24 protein-coding genes and 1 tRNA gene are annotated in these 24491 nt (G+C 52.3%); 2 read left to right on the top strand and 23 right to left on the bottom strand.

The window, feature by feature from the left end; genetic code table 11:
* Nucleotides 1-90 precede the first annotated feature (90 nt).
* Nucleotides 91-1779 (top strand): electron transfer flavoprotein-ubiquinone oxidoreductase, encoded by a 1689-nt coding sequence (locus IXC47_RS05805; protein ID WP_230089411.1) that lies wholly within the window; start codon nucleotides 91-93, stop codon nucleotides 1777-1779.
* 55 nt (nucleotides 1780-1834) lie between these two features.
* On the opposite strand, the gene IXC47_RS05800 is transcribed toward IXC47_RS05805, so the two are convergent.
* From IXC47_RS05800 to rpsO, 21 genes are all read right to left on the bottom strand, one after another.
* Complete coding sequence (locus IXC47_RS05800; RefSeq protein ID WP_175626717.1) at nucleotides 1835-2389, bottom strand: NUDIX domain-containing protein; 555 nt, start codon at nucleotides 2387-2389, stop codon at nucleotides 1835-1837.
* A 67-nt stretch (nucleotides 2390-2456) separates the two neighbouring features.
* Nucleotides 2457-2762 (bottom strand): DUF2818 family protein, encoded by a 306-nt coding sequence (locus tag IXC47_RS05795; RefSeq protein WP_175626716.1) that lies wholly within the window; start codon nucleotides 2760-2762, stop codon nucleotides 2457-2459.
* 11 nt (nucleotides 2763-2773) lie between these two features.
* Complete coding sequence (gene nuoN, locus IXC47_RS05790; RefSeq protein WP_195874955.1) at nucleotides 2774-4258, bottom strand: NADH-quinone oxidoreductase subunit NuoN; 1485 nt, start codon at nucleotides 4256-4258, stop codon at nucleotides 2774-2776.
* Between the two features lie 45 nt (nucleotides 4259-4303).
* The gene (locus IXC47_RS05785) at nucleotides 4304-5794 is read right to left on the bottom strand and encodes an NADH-quinone oxidoreductase subunit M (protein WP_175626714.1); all 1491 of its coding nucleotides are present in this window, start codon (nucleotides 5792-5794) and stop codon (nucleotides 4304-4306) included.
* Nucleotides 5795-5820: 26 nt separating this feature from the next.
* Nucleotides 5821-7920, bottom strand: a complete 2100-nt coding sequence (nuoL, locus tag IXC47_RS05780; protein ID WP_175626713.1) for an NADH-quinone oxidoreductase subunit L — start codon at nucleotides 7918-7920, stop codon at nucleotides 5821-5823.
* Between the two features lie 28 nt (nucleotides 7921-7948).
* A complete protein-coding gene (nuoK, locus tag IXC47_RS05775) occupies nucleotides 7949-8308 on the bottom strand; it encodes an NADH-quinone oxidoreductase subunit NuoK (RefSeq protein ID WP_175626712.1) in 360 nt (119 codons plus the stop codon).
* Entirely contained in the window at nucleotides 8268-8909 is a 642-nt protein-coding gene (locus tag IXC47_RS05770) for an NADH-quinone oxidoreductase subunit J (protein WP_175626711.1), read from the bottom strand. Before IXC47_RS05770 ends, nuoK begins: the two co-directional genes overlap by 41 nt.
* Nucleotides 8910-8976: 67 nt before the next feature.
* Nucleotides 8977-9465: an NADH-quinone oxidoreductase subunit NuoI gene (nuoI, locus tag IXC47_RS05765; RefSeq protein WP_012079326.1), complete on the bottom strand. Its 489-nt coding sequence runs from the start codon at nucleotides 9463-9465 to the stop codon at nucleotides 8977-8979.
* Nucleotides 9466-9497: 32 nt separating this feature from the next.
* Nucleotides 9498-10571: an NADH-quinone oxidoreductase subunit NuoH gene (gene nuoH / locus IXC47_RS05760; protein WP_124574999.1), complete on the bottom strand. Its 1074-nt coding sequence runs from the start codon at nucleotides 10569-10571 to the stop codon at nucleotides 9498-9500.
* The gene (gene nuoG / locus IXC47_RS05755) at nucleotides 10571-12910 is read right to left on the bottom strand and encodes an NADH-quinone oxidoreductase subunit NuoG (protein WP_175626710.1); all 2340 of its coding nucleotides are present in this window, start codon (nucleotides 12908-12910) and stop codon (nucleotides 10571-10573) included. Before nuoG ends, nuoH begins: the two co-directional genes overlap by 1 nt.
* Before the next feature lie 62 nt (nucleotides 12911-12972).
* Nucleotides 12973-14268 (bottom strand): NADH-quinone oxidoreductase subunit NuoF, encoded by a 1296-nt coding sequence (gene nuoF, locus IXC47_RS05750; RefSeq protein ID WP_175626709.1) that lies wholly within the window; start codon nucleotides 14266-14268, stop codon nucleotides 12973-12975.
* On the bottom strand, nucleotides 14265-14744 hold the full coding sequence (gene nuoE, locus IXC47_RS05745) for an NADH-quinone oxidoreductase subunit NuoE (RefSeq protein WP_175626708.1): 480 nt from the start codon (nucleotides 14742-14744) through the stop codon (nucleotides 14265-14267). Before nuoE ends, nuoF begins: the two co-directional genes overlap by 4 nt.
* 27 nt (nucleotides 14745-14771) lie before the next feature.
* Nucleotides 14772-16025, bottom strand: coding sequence for an NADH-quinone oxidoreductase subunit D (locus IXC47_RS05740; RefSeq protein ID WP_175626707.1), 1254 nt, complete (start codon nucleotides 16023-16025; stop codon nucleotides 14772-14774).
* Entirely contained in the window at nucleotides 16025-16621 is a 597-nt protein-coding gene (locus IXC47_RS05735; RefSeq protein ID WP_175626706.1) for an NADH-quinone oxidoreductase subunit C, read from the bottom strand. Before IXC47_RS05735 ends, IXC47_RS05740 begins: the two co-directional genes overlap by 1 nt.
* Nucleotides 16622-16634: 13 nt before the next feature.
* Nucleotides 16635-17111, bottom strand: a complete 477-nt coding sequence (locus IXC47_RS05730; protein ID WP_012079319.1) for a NuoB/complex I 20 kDa subunit family protein — start codon at nucleotides 17109-17111, stop codon at nucleotides 16635-16637.
* A gap of 3 nt (nucleotides 17112-17114) precedes the next feature.
* Nucleotides 17115-17474, bottom strand: coding sequence for an NADH-quinone oxidoreductase subunit A (locus tag IXC47_RS05725; protein ID WP_175626705.1), 360 nt, complete (start codon nucleotides 17472-17474; stop codon nucleotides 17115-17117).
* A gap of 119 nt (nucleotides 17475-17593) precedes the next feature.
* Nucleotides 17594-17678 (bottom strand) — tRNA-Leu (locus tag IXC47_RS05720).
* 84 nt (nucleotides 17679-17762) lie between these two features.
* Nucleotides 17763-18149: a preprotein translocase subunit SecG gene (gene secG / locus IXC47_RS05715; RefSeq protein ID WP_175626704.1), complete on the bottom strand. Its 387-nt coding sequence runs from the start codon at nucleotides 18147-18149 to the stop codon at nucleotides 17763-17765.
* Between the two features lie 44 nt (nucleotides 18150-18193).
* Nucleotides 18194-18952, bottom strand: coding sequence for a triose-phosphate isomerase (tpiA, locus tag IXC47_RS05710; RefSeq protein ID WP_195874954.1), 759 nt, complete (start codon nucleotides 18950-18952; stop codon nucleotides 18194-18196).
* Nucleotides 18953-19095: 143 nt separating this feature from the next.
* Nucleotides 19096-21231, bottom strand: coding sequence for a polyribonucleotide nucleotidyltransferase (gene pnp / locus IXC47_RS05705; RefSeq protein ID WP_175626702.1), 2136 nt, complete (start codon nucleotides 21229-21231; stop codon nucleotides 19096-19098).
* 201 nt (nucleotides 21232-21432) lie between these two features.
* Complete coding sequence (gene rpsO, locus IXC47_RS05700) at nucleotides 21433-21702, bottom strand: 30S ribosomal protein S15 (protein WP_012079314.1); 270 nt, start codon at nucleotides 21700-21702, stop codon at nucleotides 21433-21435.
* A 175-nt stretch (nucleotides 21703-21877) separates the two neighbouring features.
* Here rpsO and bamE point away from each other — a divergent pair, with 175 nt between their 5' ends.
* The gene (bamE, locus tag IXC47_RS05695; protein WP_326838376.1) at nucleotides 21878-22363 is read left to right on the top strand and encodes an outer membrane protein assembly factor BamE domain-containing protein; all 486 of its coding nucleotides are present in this window, start codon (nucleotides 21878-21880) and stop codon (nucleotides 22361-22363) included.
* A gap of 158 nt (nucleotides 22364-22521) precedes the next feature.
* Here the strand turns inward: bamE and oxlT are convergent, their stop codons facing one another.
* Entirely contained in the window at nucleotides 22522-23829 is a 1308-nt protein-coding gene (oxlT, locus tag IXC47_RS05690; RefSeq protein ID WP_175626700.1) for an oxalate/formate MFS antiporter, read from the bottom strand.
* A 244-nt stretch (nucleotides 23830-24073) separates the two neighbouring features.
* The gene (locus tag IXC47_RS05685; RefSeq protein WP_175626699.1) at nucleotides 24074-24391 is read right to left on the bottom strand and encodes a hypothetical protein; all 318 of its coding nucleotides are present in this window, start codon (nucleotides 24389-24391) and stop codon (nucleotides 24074-24076) included.
* Nucleotides 24392-24491 lie beyond the last annotated feature (100 nt).

Genomic DNA, 24491 nt, shown 5'->3' with positions numbered 1-24491 from the left:
CAGTAATGCGTGTTTTTGCCCTTCGTATTGCCGCTAAAACAAGGGACAATATCGGCTTCCGCGTGAAAGATATTTAGACTGCAATAAACAATGACCAATACCCAAACTTCCGATTCCAGCCTGCTCGAACAATACGGCCCGCGTGAAGCGATGGAATACGACGTCGTGATCGTCGGCGGCGGCCCTGCAGGCCTTGCTGCGGCGATACGCCTCAAACAACTAGCCGCTGAAAAAAATACTGAAGTATCCGTCTGCATCCTGGAAAAAGGCGGCGAACTGGGTGCGCATATCCTGTCCGGCGCCGTGATGGATCCGCAAGCGATCACCGAACTGTTTCCCGACTGGAAGGAACTCGGCGCACCTTTGAATACAGCTGTAAGCGAAGACCGCTTCCTGTTCCTGAGCGAGAAAAAAGCCTACAAGACACCCAACTTCCTGTTACCAGCCTGCTTCCAGAACCACGGCAATTACGTGGTCTCACTGGCCAACGTAGTGCGCTGGCTGGGGCAGCAAGCCGAAGCACTGGGCGTGGAAGTATTCCCAGGCTTCCCGGCTGCTGAAATCCTGTACAACGACGATGGCTCGGTCAAAGGCGTAGCGACCGGCAATATGGGCGTGAATCGCGCTGGTGAGCCTACCGCATCGTTCCAGTTGGGGATGGAGTTGCATGCCAAGTACACCTTGTTTGCCGAAGGCTCGCGTGGCCACCTCGGCAAGCAGTTGATGGAAAAATTCAATTTGAATGAAGGCAAGGCACCACAAACCTATGCCATCGGCATCAAGGAATTGTGGGAAATCGATCCGGCCCTGCATCAACCTGGCCTGGTGATCCACACCGCAGGCTGGCCACTCGCCAGCGATACCTATGGCGGCTCCTTCCTCTACCATCTGGAAGACAATCAGGTCGCAGTCGGTTATGTGGTCGGTCTCGGCTATGACAATCCTTACCTATCGCCATTTGAAGAATTCCAGCGCTACAAAACGCATCCGGAAATCAGCCGCTTCTTCGTCGGTGGCAAACGTATCTCCTACGGTGCGCGCGCCATCACTGCGGGCGGCTTGCAATCGCTGCCCAAGCTGGTGTTTGCCGGTGGGGCACTGATCGGTTGCGACGCCGGCTTCCTCAACGCCAGCCGCATCAAGGGCAGCCACGCGGCGATGAAAAGCGGCATGATGGCGGCCGACGCGGCTTTCGTTGCCCTGGGTGAAGGTCGTCAGGCTGATGAGTTGAGCGACTACCCTATCGCCTTCAAACAATCCTGGTTGCATGAAGAGCTGCACGTCGCACGCAACTTCAAACCGTTTATGAGCAAAGGCTTGTACACCGGATCTCTAATGGTAGGCATAGACCAGCTCATCTTCCGCGGCAAGGCACCGTGGACCCTGCGTAACACACACGCTGACCACACTTGTTTGCGTCCAGCCTCCGAGTTCCAGCCTATTGCTTATCCTAAGCCGGATAACAAGCTGACCTTCGACAGACTGTCATCGGTATTTATCTCGAATACCAACCACAGCGAAGACCAGCCTATCCACTTGACACTGAAAGATCCGAATGTACCGGTACAGGTTAACCTGGCAGAGTATGCGGGTCCTGAAGCACGCTACTGCCCGGCCGGAGTGTATGAATTCGTCAAAACAGATGCCGGTGACGACCGTTTGCAAATCAATGCGCAAAACTGCGTGCATTGCAAAACCTGCGACATCAAGGACCCGACGCAAAACATCGTGTGGGTCACACCTGAAGGTGGCGGCGGTCCCAACTATTCGAATATGTAAAAACAAAAAGCCGCTTTTCAGCGGCTTTTTTATTTTGCATCACATAGTGATCAACTCAAAGCTTCCATTCCCCGCTGATGATCTTCTCCAGCCAGAATGCCCCGATCACGGTTTTCACGTCGGTGATCTTTCCTTCGCGTATCAAGCCAGGTAATTCATCTGCACCCAGCGTAAAGATATCGAGGAATTCCTCGTCATCCAGCTTGCGCTCACCAGCCGTCAGGCCGCGCGCCAGATATAAATCCAGATGCTCGTCGGCATAAGCGATTGCATTGTGTATGGTGCAGACGAACTGCCAGTCAGTCGCGGTATAACCGGTCTCTTCCAGTAATTCACGTTTTGCACAGGCCAGCGGCTCCTCCCCCGCATCTATCTTACCGGCCGGGAATTCGATGAAGACGCGATCGATAGGATAGCGGAACTGCCGTTCCATCAGCACTTTGCCGTCATCAAACAAAGGCAGGACCACTACCGCACCTGGATGCTTGATGTACTCACGCGTAGTCGGCTGGCCATTCGGCAGACGCACGGTATCGCGTTGTACTTTCAGGAAATGACCGTCGTAGGCAAGCGTGCTGTCGATGCGAATTTCTTTAAGGTGATTATCCATCTGCAGCTCCGGTAGGCACTCGGCGGCCGGGAGGAAGCCGATGTGGGAAAGATGTCAGTAAAGTCTGTCAGTGATGACGCTTGCGCATATAGCGCATGACAAAGCCTGGATAGGCCAGCACAATAAATAGACAGCTGGTCACAGCGAAAAATTCCCAGCCTTGTGGGAACACACTGCCGATGCGGGATTCCAGTCCGCGTGCGACCAAACCGACGACCAGATACAGGACGAACAGTTCGATCAGACGCAGCCAGACCGGCTTACTGGAAGAAGACAAGGGGAGAACGGCGAACAGCCGTTCATTGAAGAATGGAAGGTTGGCGCTGAATAGCGCCAACAAAATCACAAACCAGCTGGCAAGCGAGACATCCACTCAGTGACAGATCAGGACGCGAGCGTCTTGACGATAGCAGCAGCACAAGCTGTCATCAAAGGACCCGGCACCAGGCCGAGCACCAGCAAGGATGCGCCGTTGATGCTCAGTGCAACACTAACGTCCTTGCTGACCACGATCTTGGAGTTATCCAGTGGCTCGTCGAAGTACATGACTTTGACCACACGCAGGTAGTAGTAAGCACCGATCAGCGAGAACAATACCGCTACGATCGCCAGCCAGATTTGGCCTGTGCTCAATACAGCTTGCAATACCGACAGCTTGGCGTAGAAGCCGACGACTGGAGGCACACCTGCCAACGAGAACATCAGCATCAGTGTAACCAGCGCGAACCATGGGCTGCGTTGGTTCAGGCCTTTGAAGTCGTCGATGTTTTCAGCTTCGAAACCGGCACGCGACAACAACATGATGACGCCGAAGATGCCCAGGGTAGTCAGCACGTAGGTGATCGAGTAGAACATCGCTGCGCTGTAACCGTTGGTAGTGGTGCCATCAGCACCAACCACCACGCCGGACAACAAACCGAGCAGGATGAAGCCCATTTGCGAAATCGTCGAATACGCCAGCATGCGCTTGATATTCGTTTGCACGATCGCAGTAACGTTACCGATCGCCATCGACAGTACAGCCAGGATGGTCAGCATTTGCTGCCAGTCGATCGCCAGTGCTGGCAAGCCTTCCACCAGCAAACGGATGGTAATTGCGAATGCAGCCAGTTTAGGCGCACCACCCAGCAACAGGGTCACCGATGTAGGTGCACCTTGATAAACGTCAGGTACCCACATGTGGAACGGTACCACGCCCAGTTTGAACGCCAGACCAGAGACCAGGAATACCAGGCCGAAGATCAGGATAGGTTTGTTCACAGTACCAGCCGCAGTAGCACGTGCCACTTCGGTCAGGTCGAGCGAACCGGTCGCGCCGTACAACATCGAGATACCGTACAACAGGAAACCGGAAGCCAGCGCACCCAGGATGAAGTACTTCATCGCCGCTTCTGTCGAGACCGCGTGGTCACGACGCATAGCAACCAGTGCGTACAGCGACAAGGACATCAGTTCCAGACCCAGGTAGATGATCAGGAAGTTGTTGGCCGAGATCATGACCATCTGACCCAGCAGCGAGAACAGCGCAAGCAGGTAGAACTCACCGCCGAGGCGGCCGTTTACCATTTCACGGTCCAGACCGTATTGGCGCGAGTAAATCAGTGTCAGGCCAACTGCAACATACGAACAGATCTTCAACAAGCTCGACATCGGATCCGAGACGAACATATTGTTGAAGGTGTAGACAGTCGCACCTGTATTGAAGTCAGACAGGCTAAGCACACCGCAAACCAGCAATGCAATAATCGACAGCACGTAAGTGATGTGGCGTTTCTCGTCCTTCAGAAACAAGTCAATCAGCAAAATTGCGCAAATCGCAATTGCCAGGAATATTTCAGGAAGGACGGGTATCAGATTCAAATTATTCATTTTGTCGCAGTTCTTGTGCGTTTACTTTCGCGGTCGCGGCGTTTATTAATTCAGTTTCGAGATCGAGACGTGCTTCAGCAGGTCAGTAACCGAAGTTTGCATCGCATCGGTGAATGGAGCTGGGTACAGACCCATCGCCAATACAGCGATAGCCAACAGGCCCAACATCAGGAATTCACGTTTGTTCAGATCTTTCATCTCAGACACGTGGTGATTGGTGATAGCACCAAAGATCACGCGTTTAGCCAGCCACAGCGAGTACGCTGCACCCAGGATCAGAGCGGTTGCTGCCAGCAGGCCTATCCAGAAATTGAATTTGACTGCACCCAGGATAACCATGAATTCGCCGACGAAACCGGAGGTTGCTGGCAAGCCTGCATTACCCATCGAGAACAGTACGAAGAATGCAGCGAACTTAGGCATGACATTCACAACGCCACCGTAGTCAGCGATGTTACGGGTATGCATGCGGTCGTACAGGACACCGATACACAGGAACATTGCGCCGGATACGAAACCGTGCGAAATCATTTGTACGATACCGCCCTGCACTGCCATGTCGTTAAACATGAAGAAGCCGAGGGTAACGAAGCCCATGTGTGCAATCGACGAATAAGCAACCAGCTTTTTCATGTCGGTTTGTACCAGAGCGACCAGACCGATGTAGATAACAGCGATCAGCGACAAAGTAATCATGAAGCCCGACAGGTAGTGGCTGGCGTCTGGTGTGATCGGCAACGAGAAACGCAGGAAGCCGTATGCACCGAGTTTCAGCATGATCGCTGCCAGTACGACGGAACCACCGGTAGGTGCTTCCACGTGGGCATCAGGCAACCATGTATGTACTGGCCACATCGGAACCTTGACCGCAAACGCCATCAGGAATGCCAGGAAGATCAGGATCTGTGCATCCATAGGCAACGGCAATGTGTGCCATGCCAGGATGTCAAAGCTGTGGCCGGACTTGAAGTACAGGTACAGCAATGCCACCAGCATCAACAACGAACCGAAGAAAGTGTAGAGGAAAAACTTGATCGAAGCGTAAACACGGTTCGCACCACCCCATACACCGATGATGATGAACATCGGGATCAGTGTCGATTCAAAGAATACATAGAACAGTACGCCATCCAATGCGCTGAACACGCCGATCATCAGACCGGACAGGATCAGGAAGGCACCCATGTACTGAGCCACGCGCTTTTCAATCACTTCCCATGCTGCGATCACGACGAAAATCGTAATGAAGGCAGTCAGGATGACGAACCACATCGACAGGCCGTCTACGCCCAGCGAGTAGTTAATGTTGAAAATGTCGATCCATTTCAGCTTCTCGACGAACTGCATGCCGTGAGCGGCATTGTCGAACTTTGCCACGATAGGCAAAGTCACGAGGAAGCTGACGATAGAACCAAACAGCGACAGGACGCGCACCGCGTTTGGATTGGTATCACGGCCTACGGCCAGGATGAACACACCGAACGCGATTGGTAGCCAGATCGCGAGACTCAAGAGGGGAAAAGTTGACTGCATCATGTTTTTATTTACTTTATTTCGCTAACTTATTTGGCGAACAACGGGAATATCACGAAATAACTCAGTAAACCCAGCATGCCGAGAATCATGACAAATGCGTAGTGATAAATGTAGCCACTTTGGAATACACGGATCACGCGGGAGGACCAAGCTACTACTTTGGCACTACCGTTAACAATCAGGCCATCAATCAATGTCTTATCACCGACCTTGGACAAGCCACCACCCAGCAGACGTGCACCGCCAGCGATGACAACTTCATTGAATTTGTCCATGTAGTACTTGTTCTCAAGCAGCGTGTGCAGAGCATGGAAGTGCTTATAGAACCATGCTGGTACACGCGGATTGATCATGTAGCAATAGTAGGCAGTCACAACACCAGCCAGTGCCAGCCAGAACGGCGCGGTCGACACACCGTGGATCGCCATTGCTACTGCGCCATGGAAGTGTTCTTTCAACTCAGCCATCGCACCGTGTGTATCGCTGACGGTGATCACGCCCTTGAAGAAGTCGCCGTGCAACATAGGCTGGATCGCGAAGAAACCGATCAATACCGATGGTATCGCCAACAAGATCAGCGGCAAGGTAACAACCCAAGGCGACTCGTGCGGCTTCTGACCTGGGGCCAGACCGTGGTGTTCGTCATGGCCATGGTCATCATGCGCGTCATGTGCATGATCATCGTGACCGTGGTCAGCGTGAGCAGCTTTAGCATGTGCATGGTCGTCATGGTGTGCGTGTTCTTTACCGAAACGCTCTTCACCGTGGAATACCAGGAAGTACATACGGAACGAGTAGAACGCCGTAACGAATACACCAGCCAATACAGCGAAGTTAGCAAAACCGGAACCAAACAGAGTGGTTGCGTGCACTGCTTCGATGATGCTGTCCTTCGAGTAGAAACCCGAGAAGAACGGTGTACCGATCAATGCCAGCGAACCCAGCAAGGAAGTGATCCAGGTAATCGGCATGTATTTACGCAAGCCACCCATGTTGCGGATGTCCTGATCGTGGTGCATACCAATGATGACAGAACCCGCGGCAAGGAACAGCAAAGCCTTGAAGAACGCGTGGGTCATCAGGTGGAATACAGCAACCGAGTAAGCAGACGCGCCCAGTGCAACAGTCATGTAACCCAGTTGCGACAGGGTCGAGTAAGCAACCACGCGCTTGATATCGTTCTGGATAATGCCCAGGAAGCCCATGAACAGCGCAGTGATCGAACCGATGATCAATACGAAGGACAAGGCGGTATCCGACAATTCAAACAGTGGCGACATGCGAGCCACCATGAAGATACCTGCGGTAACCATGGTCGCCGCGTGGATCAGTGCGGAAATCGGGGTCGGGCCTTCCATCGAGTCAGGCAGCCAGACGTGCAGCGGGAACTGCGCCGATTTACCCATCGCGCCGATGAACAGGCAGATACAGGCAACGGTCAACAGCATCCAGTCGGTACCAGGCAGGGTCAGGGTCGCGAGTTGTTCTTTCTTCGCGAAGACTTCTGCGTAGTCCATCGAACCAGCGTACGCCAGCAACAGGCCGATACCGAGGATGAAGCCAAAGTCACCGACACGGTTGACCAGGAAAGCCTTCATGTTCGCCACGATAGCAGTTGGCTTGGTGTACCAGAAGCCGATCAGCAGGTAAGAAACCAGACCCACTGCTTCCCAACCGAAGAACAGTTGCAGGAAGTTGTTGCTCATGACCAGCATCAACATCGCAAACGTAAACAGCGAGATGTACGAGAAGAAGCGGTTGTAGCCTTCGTCTTCTTCCATATAGCCGATCGTGTAGATGTGCACCATCAGCGACACGAAGGTCACGACGCACATCATCATCGCGGTCAGGCTATCGACCAGGAAACCGACTTCAAGCTTGAGCCCGACGACCGTCATCCATGTGTACAGGTTGCCATTGAAAGTCGCACCATCCAACACCAGCGACATCGTGTGCAATGACAAGATGAAAGAAATCAGAACGCCCAGGATCGTCACAGTATGCGACGTCTTGCGACCGATCAAGTTACCGAAAAATTTTGTACCGAACAATCCAGCAATCATAGAGCCGGCAAGTGGTGCCAGCGGTACGACTAGAAGGAGGTGTGGGTTAAGTTGCCCCGCCATGAGTGAACCTTATCGTTATTTTTTGGGATTAGCCTTTGAGGCCGTCAAGATCTTCGACATTGATGGTATCCAGAGTACGGAACATGGAAACCAAAATGGCAAGACCAATCGCAGCTTCAGCAGCAGCCACCGTCAAGATGAAGAAAACAAAAATCTGACCGGCTGCATCACCCAGGAAATAGGAGAAAGCGACGAAATTCATATTCACCGCCAACAGCATCAATTCGATAGCCATCAACAAGATGATGATGTTCTTACGATTCAGAAAAATACCAACGATCGAGATCGCGAACAAAATCGCGCCAAGAATCAGGTAATGTACGAGCGATAACTCCACAACACTCCCCTTACTTTTGTTCTGCTGCAGGAGCAGCTGGTGAATCGCCATTGGCGCGAGCGGAATCCGCCTTCATTTTTACGACACGCAAACGATCGCTGGCTTTAACTCGAACTGCGTCGCCAGGAGCGAAGTACTTGCTGTCTTTACGTTTGCGCATGGTCAACGCCACTGCCGCGATCATACCGACCAACAACAGCACCGCTGCAATCTCAAACGCATACAGATAGTCGGTGTAGATCAGTTTGCCCAATTCCTTGGCGTTGCCGATGGTCGACGACACTTCAGGGACTTGGGTATGCGAGCGCCAGAAGCCGCGGAACAATACCGCTGCCATTTCCAGCACGATCACGACACCGATGGTTGCTGCCAATGGCAGGTAACCCCAGAAACCTTCACGCAGTTTGGTGAGCTTGATGTCAACCATCATGACCACAAACAGGAACAGCACCATAACCGCACCGACATAGACCAGGATCAGTACGATGGACAGGAACTCAGCTTTGAGCAACATCCACAGTGCAGCAGCCGAACAGAATGAGAGCACGAGGAACAGCGCCGCGTGAACCGGATTCGATTCGGTGATAACGCGTATAGCAGCGAGTACGAGTATCGCTGAAAACACGTAGAACAAGACAGTTGTAAATTCCATAAGCAGTCTAAAAATCAGCAAAAAGTCAGCAAGAGGTCAGCCAGTAACAGCGACCCATACTATTAAATCAACGATAGGCCGCGTCGGCGGTGCGTGCTGCTGCGATTTCTGGTTCGTAGCGATCACCTACTGCCAGCAACATTTCCTTGGTGTAGTACAAGTCGCCGCGCTTCTCGCCGTGGTATTCCAGAATATGTGTTTCCACGATCGAATCGACCGGGCACGACTCTTCGCAGAAGCCGCAGAAAATACATTTGGTCAGATCGATGTCGTAACGGGTGGTACGGCGGGTGCCGTCTTCACGCTGGTCCGATTCGATCGTGATTGCCATTGCAGGACACACTGCTTCGCACAACTTACATGCGATGCAACGCTCTTCCCCGTTCGGATAACGACGCAGCGCATGCAAACCACGGAAACGTGGCGACTGCGGAGTCTTCTCTTCCGGGAACTGCACGGTAATTTTGCGTGCAAACATGTAGCGACCTGTCAGCGCCAGCCCTTTGAAGAGCTCGCGCAGCATCAAGCTACCGAAAAAATCCTTAATTGCTTCCATCTTGGCTTCCCTTTTTGCTCAGCCCTGCTGCATTAATTCCAGATATTCCACGGAGTCTTCATCCAGATCGCGACGATCAACAGATAAACGAGTGTCAGTGGGATAAACACTTTCCAACCCAAACGCATGATTTGATCGTAGCGATAGCGTGGGAACGATGCACGGAACCAGATAAACATGGTTACGACCATCAAGGTCTTCAGACCCAACCAGATCCAGCCTGGTACCCAGGTGAACGGCGCCATATCGATCGGCGATGTCCAGCCGCCCAGGAACATCAGGGTAGCCATGATCGAGATCAACCACATGTTGGCGTATTCAGCCAGGAAGAACATCGCGAACGACATACCTGAGTATTCAACCATGTGACCGGCAACGATTTCCGATTCGCCCTCAACCACGTCAAACGGATGGCGGTTCAGTTCAGCCGTACCCGAGATAATGTAGATGAAGAACATAGGCAGCAATGGCAACCAGTTCCACGACAGGAAAGTCAGGCCCATCTCGGCAAAGCGACCAGTGTTTTGCGAGTTCACGATAGTCGTCAGGTTCATGCTGCCGGTAACCATCAGGATGATCACCAACACGAAGCCCATCGCGATTTCATACGAAATCATTTGTGCCGATGCACGCATCGCACCGAGGAAAGCGTACTTGGAGTTCGATGCCCAGCCTGCGACGATCACGCCATATACTTCCAGCGAAGTAATCGCCATCACGAACAGCAAACCTGCATTGACGTCGGCCAATACGGTTTCTGGTCCGAACGGAATCACAGCCCATGCGGCCAGTGCCGGCATGATAGTCATGATAGGAGCAATGACGAACAAAGCTTTGCTCGACTTGGCCGGAACAACAATCTCTTTCAGCAAGAGTTTGACGCCGTCGGCGATCGGTTGCAGCAAACCTGCAGGACCGGTACGGTTGGGGCCATGACGCACGTGCATCCAGCCGATGACCTTACGTTCCCACAAAGTCAAATAAGCTACGGCACCCATCAATGGCGCGACAACTGCAATAATTTTGACCAGATTCCAAACTAACGGCCAATAGTATCCAAGGAAAGATTGACCCGTCGCGTGGATGGATGCAAACAATTGATCCATTACGCTTTCTCCACGCTGATAGAACCAAACATCGCGCCCAGACCGGCTGTGGACTGATGTCCTGCCGCTACGCGCACCACATTAACCGGCAACTTCGCATCGATGGCGGCAACCAGCACTGCACTACCCGCACCTTGCGTTACCTTGACCTGATCACCAGCCGCGACGCCGAGCTTGCCTGCCAGATCAGCCGACAACCATGCCTTAGGTGCAGCACCGTCGTTGGTCTGTTGCAGAGGCAGCGAGCGACGTACGATCGCGTCAGTTGCGTAAATCGATACATCAGCAACGCGTTCCAGTTGCAAGCCAGCTGCAGCGACTTCTGCCTGCGGCGCTGCTTTGCCGAGGTTGTTCAGACGTGGTACCAGGTTTGCATCTGCAGGAGCGTTCGCACCGATGATTTCATTGCGGATAGCTTCCGATGTTTCGTAGTCGAAACCGCTCAGTTCCAGCAGGTTACCGAGTACGCGCAATACTTTCCATGCCGGACGTGTGTCGCCCAGAGGCTTGACGGTACCGTTGAAGCTTTGTGCACGACCTTCGCAGTTGACGAAAGTACCCGAGGTTTCGGAGAACGGTGCGATCGGCAACAAGACGTCAGCAAAATCATTGCCGTGCTTGTATGCAGACATCACAACAACCATTTCAGCCTGGTTCAACGCAGCACGTGCTACTTGCGGGTTGAAGCTGTCGAGTTCTGGTTCTGCGTTCAGCAAAACGTATGCTTTACGTGGCTGCGCAAATGCTTGCGCTGCGTTAGCACCGTTGGCACCTGGAACTGCATTGACCAGATAGCCACCAACGCTGTTGGCTGCTTCGGTCAGGAAGCCGAACTTGGCTTCGGTGTTTTGTGCAATCCATTGTGCTGCTGCGTGCAATTTCGCTGCCTGTGGGTGCTGCAATACTGCATTACCCAACAAGACTGCCTTAGGCTCACCGGACAACAGGCTGGCTGCGATTTGTTTCGCTTCAGCCGAAGGCTGGATCGCGTCGAAACCGGCTGGTGCCGAGATGCCTTTGGCTTGTGCCACGGCAGCAACGACTTCGCTCAGGGCCGACAACCAATCCGACGGTGCCTTGATCATTTTGTTTGCAACTGGCATCAACAGGTCGTCGTCGCTTGCGTGCAAGATGCTGACGCTGGCGCCCTGCTTCACTGCCTGGCGCAGACGCGCTGCCAGCAATGGGTGATCTTTGCGCAGGAAGGAACCGATGACGAATGCACGTTTCAATGCACCGAACTCTGCGATCGACATGCCGAGCCAAGGAGTAACACCAGCATCCAGCGAGAAGTCGGATTGGCGCAGGCGGAAGTCGATGTTTTCCGAACCGATGCCACGCACCAGTTTTTGCAACAGCGACATTTCTTCCAGTGTCGAGTACGGCGTAGCCAACGCAGCGATGGAGTCAGCACCGTGTTCGTGCTTGATGTTACGCAGACCGTGCGCAACGTATTCCAGGGCGGTTTGCCAGTCAGTTTCCTGCCATTTGCCGTCTTGCTTGATCATCGGGCTGGTCAGACGGTCTTCGCTGTTCAAGCCTTCATAGGCGAAGCGATCCTTATCCGAAATCCAGCATTCATTGACGTCGTCGTTTTCCAACGGCAGCACGCGCATGACTTTGCCAGCTTTAACTTGCACGATCAGGTTTGCACCGAGGCTATCGTGTGGGCTGACTGATTTGCGACGCGACAATTCCCAGGTACGGGCGCTGTAGCGGAACGGCTTCGATGTCAACGCGCCGACCGGGCACAGATCGATCATGTTGCCCGACAATTCGGAGTCTACAGTTTTGCCAACGAAGGAAGTGATTTCTGCGTGCTCACCGCGATTCAACATACCGAATTCCATCACGCCTGCAACTTCCTGGCCGAAACGGACGCAGCGTGTGCAGTGGATGCAACGGCTCATCTCTTTCATCGAGATCAGCGGGCCGACATCTTTCGGCGCTACTACGCGTTTTTCTTCTTCGTAACGCGAAGAAGAGTCGCCGTAGCCGACTGCCAGATCCTGCAATTGGCATTCGCCACCTTGATCGCAGATAGGGCAATCGAGCGGGTGATTAATCAGGAGGAATTCCATCACGCCTTTTTGCGCTTTGACGGCCTTCTCGCTATTGGAGCGGACGATCATGCCTTGGGCGACAGGAGTCGCACAGGCTGGCAATGGCTTAGGTGCTTTTTCAACCTCTACCAGGCACATACGGCAGTTCGCCGCGATGGACAATTTTTTGTGGTAACAAAAGTGTGGGATGTAAGTGCCAAGCTTATTGGCAGCGTCCATCACCATGCTGCCTTCTTTCACTTCGACTTTTTTACCGTCTATTTCGATTTCAACCATGGCTTTGCTTTTGTTGACTTCAGTGTTCTCACTAGGTTTGTGCTGCTAAACGAAGTGATCGGCTAAATGTAAGCGGGCACCAAGCAATGTTTATGCTCAATGTGATATACAAATTCTTCACGGAACTGCTGAATCATTGCGCGTACAGGCATCGCAGCTGCATCACCAAGTGCGCAGATGGTACGACCCTGAATATTGTCGGCGACCGAATTCAGCATATCGATATCTTCCGGACGGCCTTGACCGTTCTCGATACGATGCACCATGCGATACAACCAACCAGTACCTTCGCGGCAAGGTGTGCACTGACCGCAGGACTCTTCAAAGTAGAAGTAAGACAGTCGCAACAGCGCTTTGACCATGCAACGTGTTTCATCCATCACGATGACAGCACCCGAACCCAGCATCGAACCTGCTTTCGCGACCGAATCATAATCCATATCGGTAGCCATCATCAGGTCGCCCTTCACTACCGGCACCGACGAACCACCAGGGATCACAGCCTTGAGCTTTTTACCGCCGCGCACGCCACCGGCGAGCTCCAGCAATTCAGCAAACGGTGTACCCAATGGGATTTCGTAGTTGCCTGGACGCTCGACGTCGCCGGATACCGAGAAAATCTTGGTGCCGCCGTTGTTCGGTTTGCCCAATGCTGCATATGCTTCAGCGCCCACCTGGAAGATGAACGGTACTGCAGCAAATGTTTCAGTGTTGTTGATCGTGGTTGGCTTGCCGTACAGACCGTAGCTTGCAGGGAAAGGCGGCTTGAAGCGTGGCTGGCCTTTTTTGCCTTCCAGCGATTCCAGCAAGGCAGTTTCTTCACCGCAGATGTACGCACCAAAGCCATGGAATGCATGGAGTTGGAAGCTGTGTGTCGAACCCAGAATGTTATCGCCCAGGAAGCCAGCTGCGCGTGCTTGCTCCAGCGCTTCTTCGAAACGATCGTACTCAGCGAAAATTTCGCCGTGGATGTAGTTGTAACCAACGCTGACACCCATCGCATAAGCAGCAATGGTCATGCCTTCGATCACGGAATGCGGATTGTAACGAAGAATGTCACGATCCTTGAAAGTACCTGGTTCGCCCTCATCTGAATTACAGACCAGATATTTTTGGCCCGCGAAATTCTTAGGCATGAAGCTCCACTTCAGGCCGCTAGGGAAGCCCGCACCACCGCGACCACGCAGGGTCGATGCTTTGACTTCAGCGATGACCTGGTCAGGGGTCATGCCTTCGCTCAGGATGCGCTTCAACGAAGCGTAGCCACCGCGCTTGACATACTCTTCCAGGCCCCAGTTATCACCGGTGAGGCCAGCGAAAATCAATGGCTTGATATGACGATTATGCAGACTGGTCATTTCTTCAATTCCTCTACCAGGGCGTCGATTTTGTCATCCGACATAAAGCTGCACATACGCTTGTTATTGACCAGCATCACAGGCGCATCACCGCACGCGCCCATGCATTCGCCTTCAACCAGGGTGAACAGGTCATCATCCGTGGTTTCGCGATAATCGATACCGAGTTTATGTTTCAGGTAATGCGCAGCCTTCTCGCCGCCAGACAATTGGCATGGCAGATTTGTACACACCGAGATCTTGTACTTGCCGACCGGCTTGGTGTTGTACATGTTGTAGAAGGTCGCAACTTCTTGCACCGCGATCGCAGGCATGCCCAGGTAGTCTGCAATATCTTGCATGACTTCAGGCGGCAGCCAACGGGTTTCATCCTGGGCGATCTGCAGCGCAGCCATCACGGCGGACTGCTTCTGGTCCGGAGGGAACTTGGCGACCTCGCGGTCGATTTTTTTATACGTTTGCTCTGATAACAGCATGTCTATGCCTCAAATATTGAGCCGCGATTAGCGGTCAATCTCACCAAACACAATATCTTGTGTGCCGATGATGGTTACTGCATCGGCAATCATGTGGCCCTTGGCCATTTCATCCAGGCCTTGCAAATGCGGGAAGCCCGGTGCGCGGATTTTCATGCGATATGGCTTGTTCGCGCCATCCGAAATCAGATACACGCCAAACTCACCCTTCGGATGTTCCACCGCTGCATATGCCTCACCTGTCGGCACGTGAAAGCCTTCAGTGAACAGTTTGAAGTGGTGAATCAAATCTTCCATGTTCGACTTCATGCCGACGCGCGATGGCGGCGCAACCTTGTGGTTGTTCGTCATCACAGGACCCGGGTTGTTACGCAGCCATTCCACGCATTGCTTGATGATGCGGTTCGACTGACGCATTTCTTCAACGCGTACCAGATAACGATCATAGCAATCGCCGTTGGTGCCGACTGGAACGTCGAAGTCCATCAGGTCATACACTTCGTATGGTTGTTTCTTGCGCAGATCCCACTCAACGCCCGAACCACGCAGCATCGCGCCGGTGAAGCCCATGGCCATTGCACGCTCTGGCGACACAACACCGATACCGACCAGACGCTGTTTCCAGATACGGTTATCGGTCAACAGTGTTTCGTATTCGTCGACATAGGTCGGGAAACGATTGGTGAAGTCTTCGATGAAGTCGAGCAAGGAACCTTGACGGTTTTCGTTCAACTGGCTGATCGCTTTTGCATTGCGGATGATCGACGCCTTATGTTGCGGCATGGCATCCGGCAGATCGCGATATACGCCACCTGGACGGTAGTAAGCAGCATGCATACGTGCACCCGACACTGCTTCGTAGCAGTCCATCAGGTCTTCACGTTCGCGGAATGCGTACAGGAACACGCCCATCGCACCAACGTCCAGCGCATGCGCGCCGAGCCACATCAGGTGATTCAGGATACGGGTGATTTCATCGAACATCACGCGGATGTACTGTGCACGCAGCGGCACTTCGATGTTCAGCATCTTTTCGATAGCCATCACATACGCGTGCTCGTTACACATCATCGAGACGTAATCGAGGCGATCCATGTAAGGCACGGATTGCAGATAGGTTTTTTGCTCAGCCAGCTTTTCTGTCGCACGGTGCAACAGGCCGATATGCGGATCAGCACGCTGGATAACTTCGCCGTCGAGCTCCAGAACCAGACGCAACACACCGTGCGCGGCAGGATGCTGAGGACCAAAGTTGAGGGTGTAGTTCTTAATTTCGGCCATTATTTCGCCCCGTATTGTTCTTCACGAATGACGCGCGGCACATTTTCGCGCGGGTCTATCGTTACAGGTTGATAAATGACGCGTTTTTGTTCCGGATCGTAACGCATTTCAACATAGCCAGAGACTGGGAAATCTTTGCGGAATGGGTGACCGATGAAACCGTAGTCAGTCAGGATACGACGCAAATCGTTGTGGCCTTCAAACAGGATGCCGTAGAAGTCGAAAGCTTCACGTTCATACCAGTTAGCCGAAGGCCAGATATCGATCATTGATGCGACTACCGGCATTTCGTCGTCAGCGGCGAATACACGTACGCGAACACGCCAGTTATGCTTGATCGACAGCAAGTGCGAAACCACAGCGAAGCGCGGGCCTTCCCACAAACCATCACCATATGTCGAGTAATCGACACCGCACAAATCAATCATTTCTTCAAAGCGCAGGTCAGCGTGGTCACGCAGTACACGCATTGCAGACGCATAGTCATGCGACTTAACAACAATGGTGACTTCGCCCAATGCCTGAGTCAGGCTTTGAAGTTGGTCGCCGAGCGCATTGCGCAGAGCGGCTTCAAGGAGTTCAAGTTTGATCGTCATTTAAAAACCAGCCTTAGCGAGCAATCGTGTTGGTACGACGGATCTTGTTTTGCAACTGCATGATCCCGTACAACAACGCTTCAGCGGTTGGAGGACAACCAGGAACATAGACATCGACTGGAACGATACGATCACAGCCGCGCACAACAGAATACGAATAATGGTAGTAACCGCCACCATTGGCACAGGAACCCATCGAGATAACCCAACGCGGCTCAGCCATCTGGTCATACACCTTGCGCAATGCAGGTGCCATCTTGTTGCACAGTGTGCCTGCCACGATCATCACGTCGGATTGACGTGGGGATGGACGGAACACAACACCGAAACGATCCAGATCGTAACGCGAAGCACCTGCGTGCATCATTTCAACTGCGCAGCATGCCAAACCGAATGTCATAGGCCACATCGAGCCTGTGCGTGTCCAGTTGATCAGCTTGTCAGCTGTGGTGGTTACGAAACCTTCGTTCAATACGCCTTCAATTGCCATGACTTACTCCCAATCCAGCGCGCCTTTTTTCCATTCGAACACCAGACCGATGGTCAGCACTCCAAGGAAAATCATCATTGACCAAAATCCCAGCATCCCTACTTCGCGCATTGCTACTGCCCAAGGCACCAGGAACGCAACTTCGAGATCGAACAGAATGAACAGAATCGCGACGAGGTAGTAGCGCACGTCGAACTTCATACGTGCATCTTCAAACGCTTCAAAACCGCATTCGTAAGGGGACAGTTTTTGTGCATCCGGATTATGCGGAGCCAGAACACGACCCAACACTTGTGGTACGACACCAACGCCGATACCGACCAGAATAAAAAGCAATACGGGGAAATAGTTTTCGAGGTTCACGATTAGCGCAGTATGTTGAACGATTAATTGGCTTGCAAAATAATCCGTTAAATCAAACGACAGTTTTGTCGATAAAAAGCCAGCTTAGGTATGCCCCCTTGCTGGCTTAGAATTTTTGTTGGTGCCGACGGCGAGACTCGAACTCGCACAGCTTTCGCCACTACCCCCTCAAGATAGCGTGTCTACCAATTTCACCACGTCGGCAAGACTTCTATTCTAACCCGCCTTGACACATTTGTTCAATGCGCAATTGCATTAAAACAAGAACAAACAGCGAATAAAACACGCTTATTTTGGAATCTGATTTGATTGACCAGTTCCACTCGGCGCAACTGGTGTTTCAGGTGCAGCAGCAGGCGCATTTTGTGCAGGTGCAGCAGCGCCAGGAACAGCTGAAGCTGGCAGGTTTTCCATCACACCAGCGCTTGGTGTAGATGGCTTGTTACCGATGAATGCCAGACCCAATGTTGCAGAGAAAAATATGATCGCGGCAACACCGGTAAATTTGGAAAGGAAGTTGGACGATCCGGTCGCACCAAACAAGCTGCCCGAAGCACCCGAACCAAACGATGCGCCCATGTCAGCGCCTTTACCATGCTGCAATAATACGAGGCCGATAATCGTCAACGCAGACAAAACCTGAACAACGACGATGATGGTGTGAAAGCTATTCATTTAAGTTCCAGTATTGAGGTAATTCGTAATAAATCTGTTGCAACTCAAGCCGCTTGGATGATGGCGAGAAAGTCTACCGACTTCAATGCTGCCCCACCGATCAAACCGCCATCGATATCTGACATGGCAAGCAATTCTTTCGCGTTGTCCGGCTTCATGCTGCCGCCGTACAGAATTCTGACTTGTGCTGCGGCTTCGGCATTCTTGACCTGCAGCTGCTTGCGCAACATCGCATGCACTTCCTGCGCCATCGCTGGCGTTGCTGTCTTACCGGTACCTATTGCCCAAACCGGCTCGTATGCTACAACAATCTTTGCCAGATCGCTTACAGCAATCGCTGCCAACACGACATTCAGTTGTTCTGCAACCACGCTATCGGTCTGCCCTGCTTCGCGTTGCGCCAGCGTTTCACCAACGCAGACGATAGGAGTCAAACCTGCTTGCAGTGCACGCACAGTTTTTTGTGCGATCAATTCATTTGATTCGGCGAAATAGGCACGACGTTCCGAGTGGCCAACGATTACATAACGGCACTCGAATTCCTGCAGCATGCTGGTCGATACTTCACCGGTATATGCACCTGCTTCGTGGGCGGAGACATCCTGCGCACCGAGGGTGATCGCAGAGCCATTTAACAAGCCTTGGCACTGCGCAAAATAAGGAGCTGGGACACAGACAGCAACATCACAAGTTGCGCTGCTCATATTGCTTTTTAATCCGCTTTCAATCTCCGTCAGCAATAGCGCATTGGCAGCCAGGCTGCCATTCATTTTCCAATTGCCAGCGACGAGTTTGCGGCGCATATAAGACCCATAATTTCAATAACCCGCTATTCTATCCCCTTGCAGCGAGCATGGTCAAACGTCATACCACTCTGACAGAATGAAAAACCGCCCACAGCTTGCGCGGTGGGCGGTTTTTAACCATCTGGTATGTCAGGAGTCGATTACTCTTGTGTTGCCGCTGGTTCCGGATTCTCTTCCGCAACCGCTGCTTTCATCGACAGCTTCAGGCGACCACGGTCGTCTGTTTCCAGAACTTTAACGCGTACTTGCTGACCTTCTTGCAAGTAATCAGCAACTGCATTGACGCGCTCGTTGGCAATCTGGCTGATGTGCAACAGACCATCTTTACCTGGGATTACTTGCACGATGGCACCGAAATCCAGCAATTTCAGAACTGTACCTTCGTAGATCTTGCCGACTTCAACCGAAGCGGTCAGCTCTTCGATACGACGTTTGGCTTCCTGACCAGCAGCTGCATCTACCGATGCAATGGTGACCACGCCTTCATCGCTGATATCGATTTGGGTACCGGTTTCTTCGGTCAATGCACGAATAACTGCACCGCCCTTGCCGATGACGTCACGGATTTTTTCTGGATTGATCTTGATGGTGATCAGGCGTGGCGCGAAATCGGACAACTCGCCAGCAACACCGCTAGGTACCGCTTTTTCCATTTCGCCGAGGATGTGCACGCGGCCTTCTTTAGCTTGCGCCAAAGCGACTTGCATGATTTCCTTGGTGATGCCCTGGATCTTGATATCCATTTGCAAAGCGGTGATGCCGTTAGCGGTACCAGCCACTTTGAAGTCCATATCTCCGAGGTGATCTTCATCACCCAGGATGTCGGACAGAACAGCAAATTTGCTGCCTTCCTTGATCAGGCCCATAGCGATACCGGCAACGTGCGATTGCATAGGCACGCCAGCGTCTATCAGCGCCAGGCAGCCGCCGCAGACCGAAGCCATCGACGACGAACCGTTGGATTCGGTGATTTCCGATACCAGACGTACCGAGTAGCTAAACTCTTCCGGCGCTGGCAAGGCAGCAACCAGTGCACGCTTGGCCAGACGACCATGGCCGATTTCACGGCGCTTAGGTGTACCGACACGGCCGGTTTCGCCAGTTGCGAACGGAGGCATGTTGTAGTGCAGCATGAAGCGATCCGAGTACTCACCCATCAATGCATCGATCTTTTGCTCGTCACGTGCGGTACCCAGGGTTGCGATAACCAGAGCCTGTGTTTCACCGCGGGTGAACAATGCCGAACCGTGGGTACGTGGCAATACGCCAGTACGGATGCTGATAGGACGTACGGTACGGGTATCACGACCGTCGATGCGTGGTTCGCCTTCGAGGATCTGCGAACGTACAATTTTTGCTTCCAGATCAAACAGAATGTTGCCGACTTCAGCTGCGTCAGGTGCCGCAGCGCCGATGGAAGCAGCTTCTGCCGCCAACTCGTTGTTCACTTCAGCAAATGCATCTTTCAGCTTGGTGGTACGTGCTTGCTTGTCTTTGGTTTGGTATGCAGCGCGCAGTTTCGCTTCTGCGAAATGAGTTACGCGTGCGATCAGCGCTTCGTTCTTTGCCGGAGGCGCCCATTGCACTTCTGGCTTGCCGCCATCACGCACCAAATCGTGAATCGCGTCGATGACTGCTTTCATTTGATCGTGGCCATAAACAACCGCGCCCAACATGACTTCTTCCGACAATTGCTGCGCTTCGGACTCAACCATCAACACTGCTGTTTCAGTGCCGGCAACAACCAGATCCATCTGCGATGTTTTCAGTTGTGTTGCAGTCGGATTCAGGATGTATTGACCATCGATGTAACCAACGCGAGCCGCACCCAGAGGACCTGCAAACGGGATACCAGCTACGCACAATGCAGCCGAAGCGCCGATCATGGAAGCGATGTCCGGATCAATCTCAGGATTGACCGACAGTACGTGAATGATGATCTGAACTTCGTTCAAATAACCTTCCGGGAACAGCGGACGAATCGGACGATCGATCAGGCGCGATGTCAGTGTTTCTTTTTCGGAAGGACGGCCTTCACGCTTGAAGAAACCGCCCGGGATACGGCCAGCAGCGTAGGCTTTTTCTACGTAGTCAACGGTCAACGGGAAGAAGTCCTGACCTGGCTTGGCATCTTTTTTTGCCACTACAGTAGCCAGTACAACGGTGTCTTCAATCGAGACGAGTACGGCGCCAGATGCTTGACGGGCGATTTCGCCGGTTTCAAGCGTGACCTGATGTTGGCCATACTGGAAGGTTTTAGTGACTTTATTAAACACGGTGTTCCTTTCTAATTTTACCGACAGATTTTCAGGCGCTGTCGTACACCTCACCACAAACAATCGAGCAGTATGAACGATTGTTTTTATTACTAACTACATTACAAACAAGTACAAACCACCAAAAGACAAAATGCCCGCATCAGAGAACTGACGCAGGCATTTTTATCTATGAAAGCCGGATAAAATAGCGCAACGAAATTACTTGCGCAGACCGAGCTTTACAATCAGATCGCGGTAACGAGTAGCGTCTTTACCTTTGAGGTAGGACAACAGGCTCTTACGACGATTAACCATCATGATCAAACCACGACGGGAATGATGATCTTTAGTGTGTGCTTTGAAGTGGCTGTTGAGTTCGTTGATACGAGCTGTCAACAATGCGACTTGAACTTCCGGCGATCCGGTGTCGTTTTGACCGCGGGCGTTATCGGCAACAATAGCTGCCTTGCTTGCTTTTTCGAGAGACATAAAAACTACCTTTCACATGCGATGCATAGAGTCTGAACCCCACACACCGTGAACAACGATTAAAAAAACTGGTCGAATTAACCAGCCCCGCAGTATAACGGAAAGACCTAGCCGATTCAAACACTTAGCGTATTTATTTGAGGAAAACAGCATGAAATATGGTCAAAAAGCAATCTTGGGGGGATTACTCCTGATGCTGGGCGCTTGCGCCAGCTTCATGCCACCACCTATCAACATCGGCGAACCCGAGGCTTCAGTCATCTCCAAGCTGGGACAACCCACCTCCCGGATCGAGGATAAAAACGGGTATTTGCTGGAGTATACGCGCAACCCGTGGGGCCAGGCCACCAATATGGCGCGCTTTGACCGCAGCGGCAGGCTGGTTTCCTATGAACAAGTGTTAACAGTAGAAAAATTCGCCACCATCAAACCCGGCATCGCGATCAAGAATGATGTGCTGCGTACCATAGGCCACCCCTCGGAAACTTCCTACCTCTCCAGGTTGCAACTTGAAGTCTGGAGCTATCCATACAAGGAAGCTGGCGTCTGGAACTCCGTGATGCATGTGCATTTCGACAATAACGGCGTAGTCAAGATGATGCAAAACGCGCAGGATATGCGTTTTGAGCGGGATGGCATGTTTGGCTTCGGGCGCATGTAAAACAACGGCAAATTTGCAATAAACGTCCGTAAACACAAAAAGGCTGATGCTTATGGCATCAGCCTTTTTTATCGCCCTCCTCACAGGGAGCGCTGCTTCAGGAGCCTGGCGCCACGATCATGGCGGCGCGCAAGCCCTGAGAATTCACTACCAGCCGATTAAGCTGTAACGCGCTTGTCTTCCGACGAAGCTTGCAATGCTGCTTCTTTAGCCTGCATGTTTTTACGCATAGGGCTCAGGATCAGTTTTGCCGACAAGCCAGCGAAGATTGTGATGATTGCTGCAACCACGAATACGCGGCTCCAGCCACCACCAGCAGCCAGTACCGATGCCAGTGGCACCAACAAAGCAGCGGTACCTTTAGCGGTGTACAGGGTACCCGAGTTACCAGCAGCAAATTTGCTACCGAAGATGTCAGCGCAGATTGCTGGGAAAATCGAGAAGATTTCACCCCAGAACAGGAAGATCAAAGCTGCGAAGAACATGAACGCGTACATATTGTGGCCCCAGGTCATCAAGCCCAACAGTGCCAGGCCTTCGCCGATGAAGACGATGAACATGGTGTTTTCACGACCGATTTTGTCGGAGATGAAACCACACAGTGGACGGGTGATGCCGTTGGCAACGTTGTCGATCGACAAGGTCATGGTCAACAGTGGCAAGGTAACGCCGAACAGGGTAACTGGCAGCGAAGCAAGGCCGTAGTCGTTAGCGATAGGACCCAATTGCGCAGTTGCCATCAAGCCACCGGAAGCAACCAGTACGAACATCAGGTACAGAACCCAGAATACTGGCGATTTCAGCATTTGCTTGGTGGTGTAATCAACCTTGGTAGCGGAACCGGCTTTAGCCAATGCGGCTTTAGGTGCAACTGGTTTTACCAGCAACATCGACAGGATGAAGATACTTACGCCTTGGATGATACCGAAGGTGAAAAAGGTTTTTTCGTAGCCAGCCGATTGGATCATGTTAGCGATAGGAATCACTGTGATCGCAGCACCAGCACCGAAACCGGCAGCGGTCAAACCAGCTGCCAGACCACGACGGTCCGGGAACCATTTCAACGCATTACCAACGCAAGTACCGTAGACGCAACCAGCGCCGATACCCGACACAACTGCACCTGCGTACAGCATAGGCAGCGACGAAGCGAAGCTGTAGATGATCCAGCCCAGGCCAGCACAGATTGCACCACCGGCAACAACAGGACGAGGACCGAATTTATCGACCAGGTAACCTTCGATAGGTACCAGCCATGTTTCGGTCACGATAAAGATCGAGAATGCGAGTTGAATCGCAGCCTTGCCCCAGTGATGGGCATTGTCCATCGGTGTTACGAACAAGGTCCAGCCATACTGCAAGTTCGCCACGAAACCCATACATACGATACCGATGACGAGTTGCATCCAGCGATTTTTGTAACCTGTGCCGGCTTGTACAGCCGTGCTTGTTTGATTGTTGCTCATTTCTAACCACCTCTCAAGAAGTCATAAACGTTGAAACAGAGTCGGTCTGGCCATAACGGGCCACCAGCTTGTTTCGAATGAATTGTTTGACGGCAGGCATCCGAATAAGGAAACGTAAGGTTTCCGATGTGGGTCAAGACCATCGACGATCTGTGACTTATTCGTGTGATTGATGACGTTGACCAACACGGCCAGATGTGCGCGCATGGATAGAAACAGCGCACGCCATTACGTCAAATGCCTGCTATACGACTGGAGGTGCGCGGGAGCGATATGGTAGCGCGGCTACCGAGAGGAATTGCTCGAAAGTGACTTCGAGCTTGGCCACGATCATCTGTGGCACAAACGGTTGGATCGACAGCGACGATGCGCCATCATCGAATTCGTCTAATGCTAGGTGTTTGGAGAGATTACCATCAGCGGAGTCGCCCTCTTCGAGCGTACATTGATGGTCGAAAGCCGTTTGTTGTACATATGTCAGCGCACCAGCGAACGCAACATGCTGCGAAAACAGCAGCAGGAAGGCGAACCAGATATAGACAAAGGATGAACGGGATTTCATGTTTGAGGTGACCTCGCTAGTGACAGGTGAAACCAGTTACAAGCAAAATCCATTCGACTCATTTATTTCATCAATGAAGCAATTATAGATCTTTTCGGCG

Source organism: Herminiimonas contaminans (assembly GCF_015645465.1).
GTDB lineage: Bacteria > Pseudomonadota > Gammaproteobacteria > Burkholderiales > Burkholderiaceae_D > Oxalicibacterium > Oxalicibacterium contaminans.
Note: the sequence above shows the minus strand (reverse complement) of the source record. Positions and strands in the feature narration are given on the sequence as shown.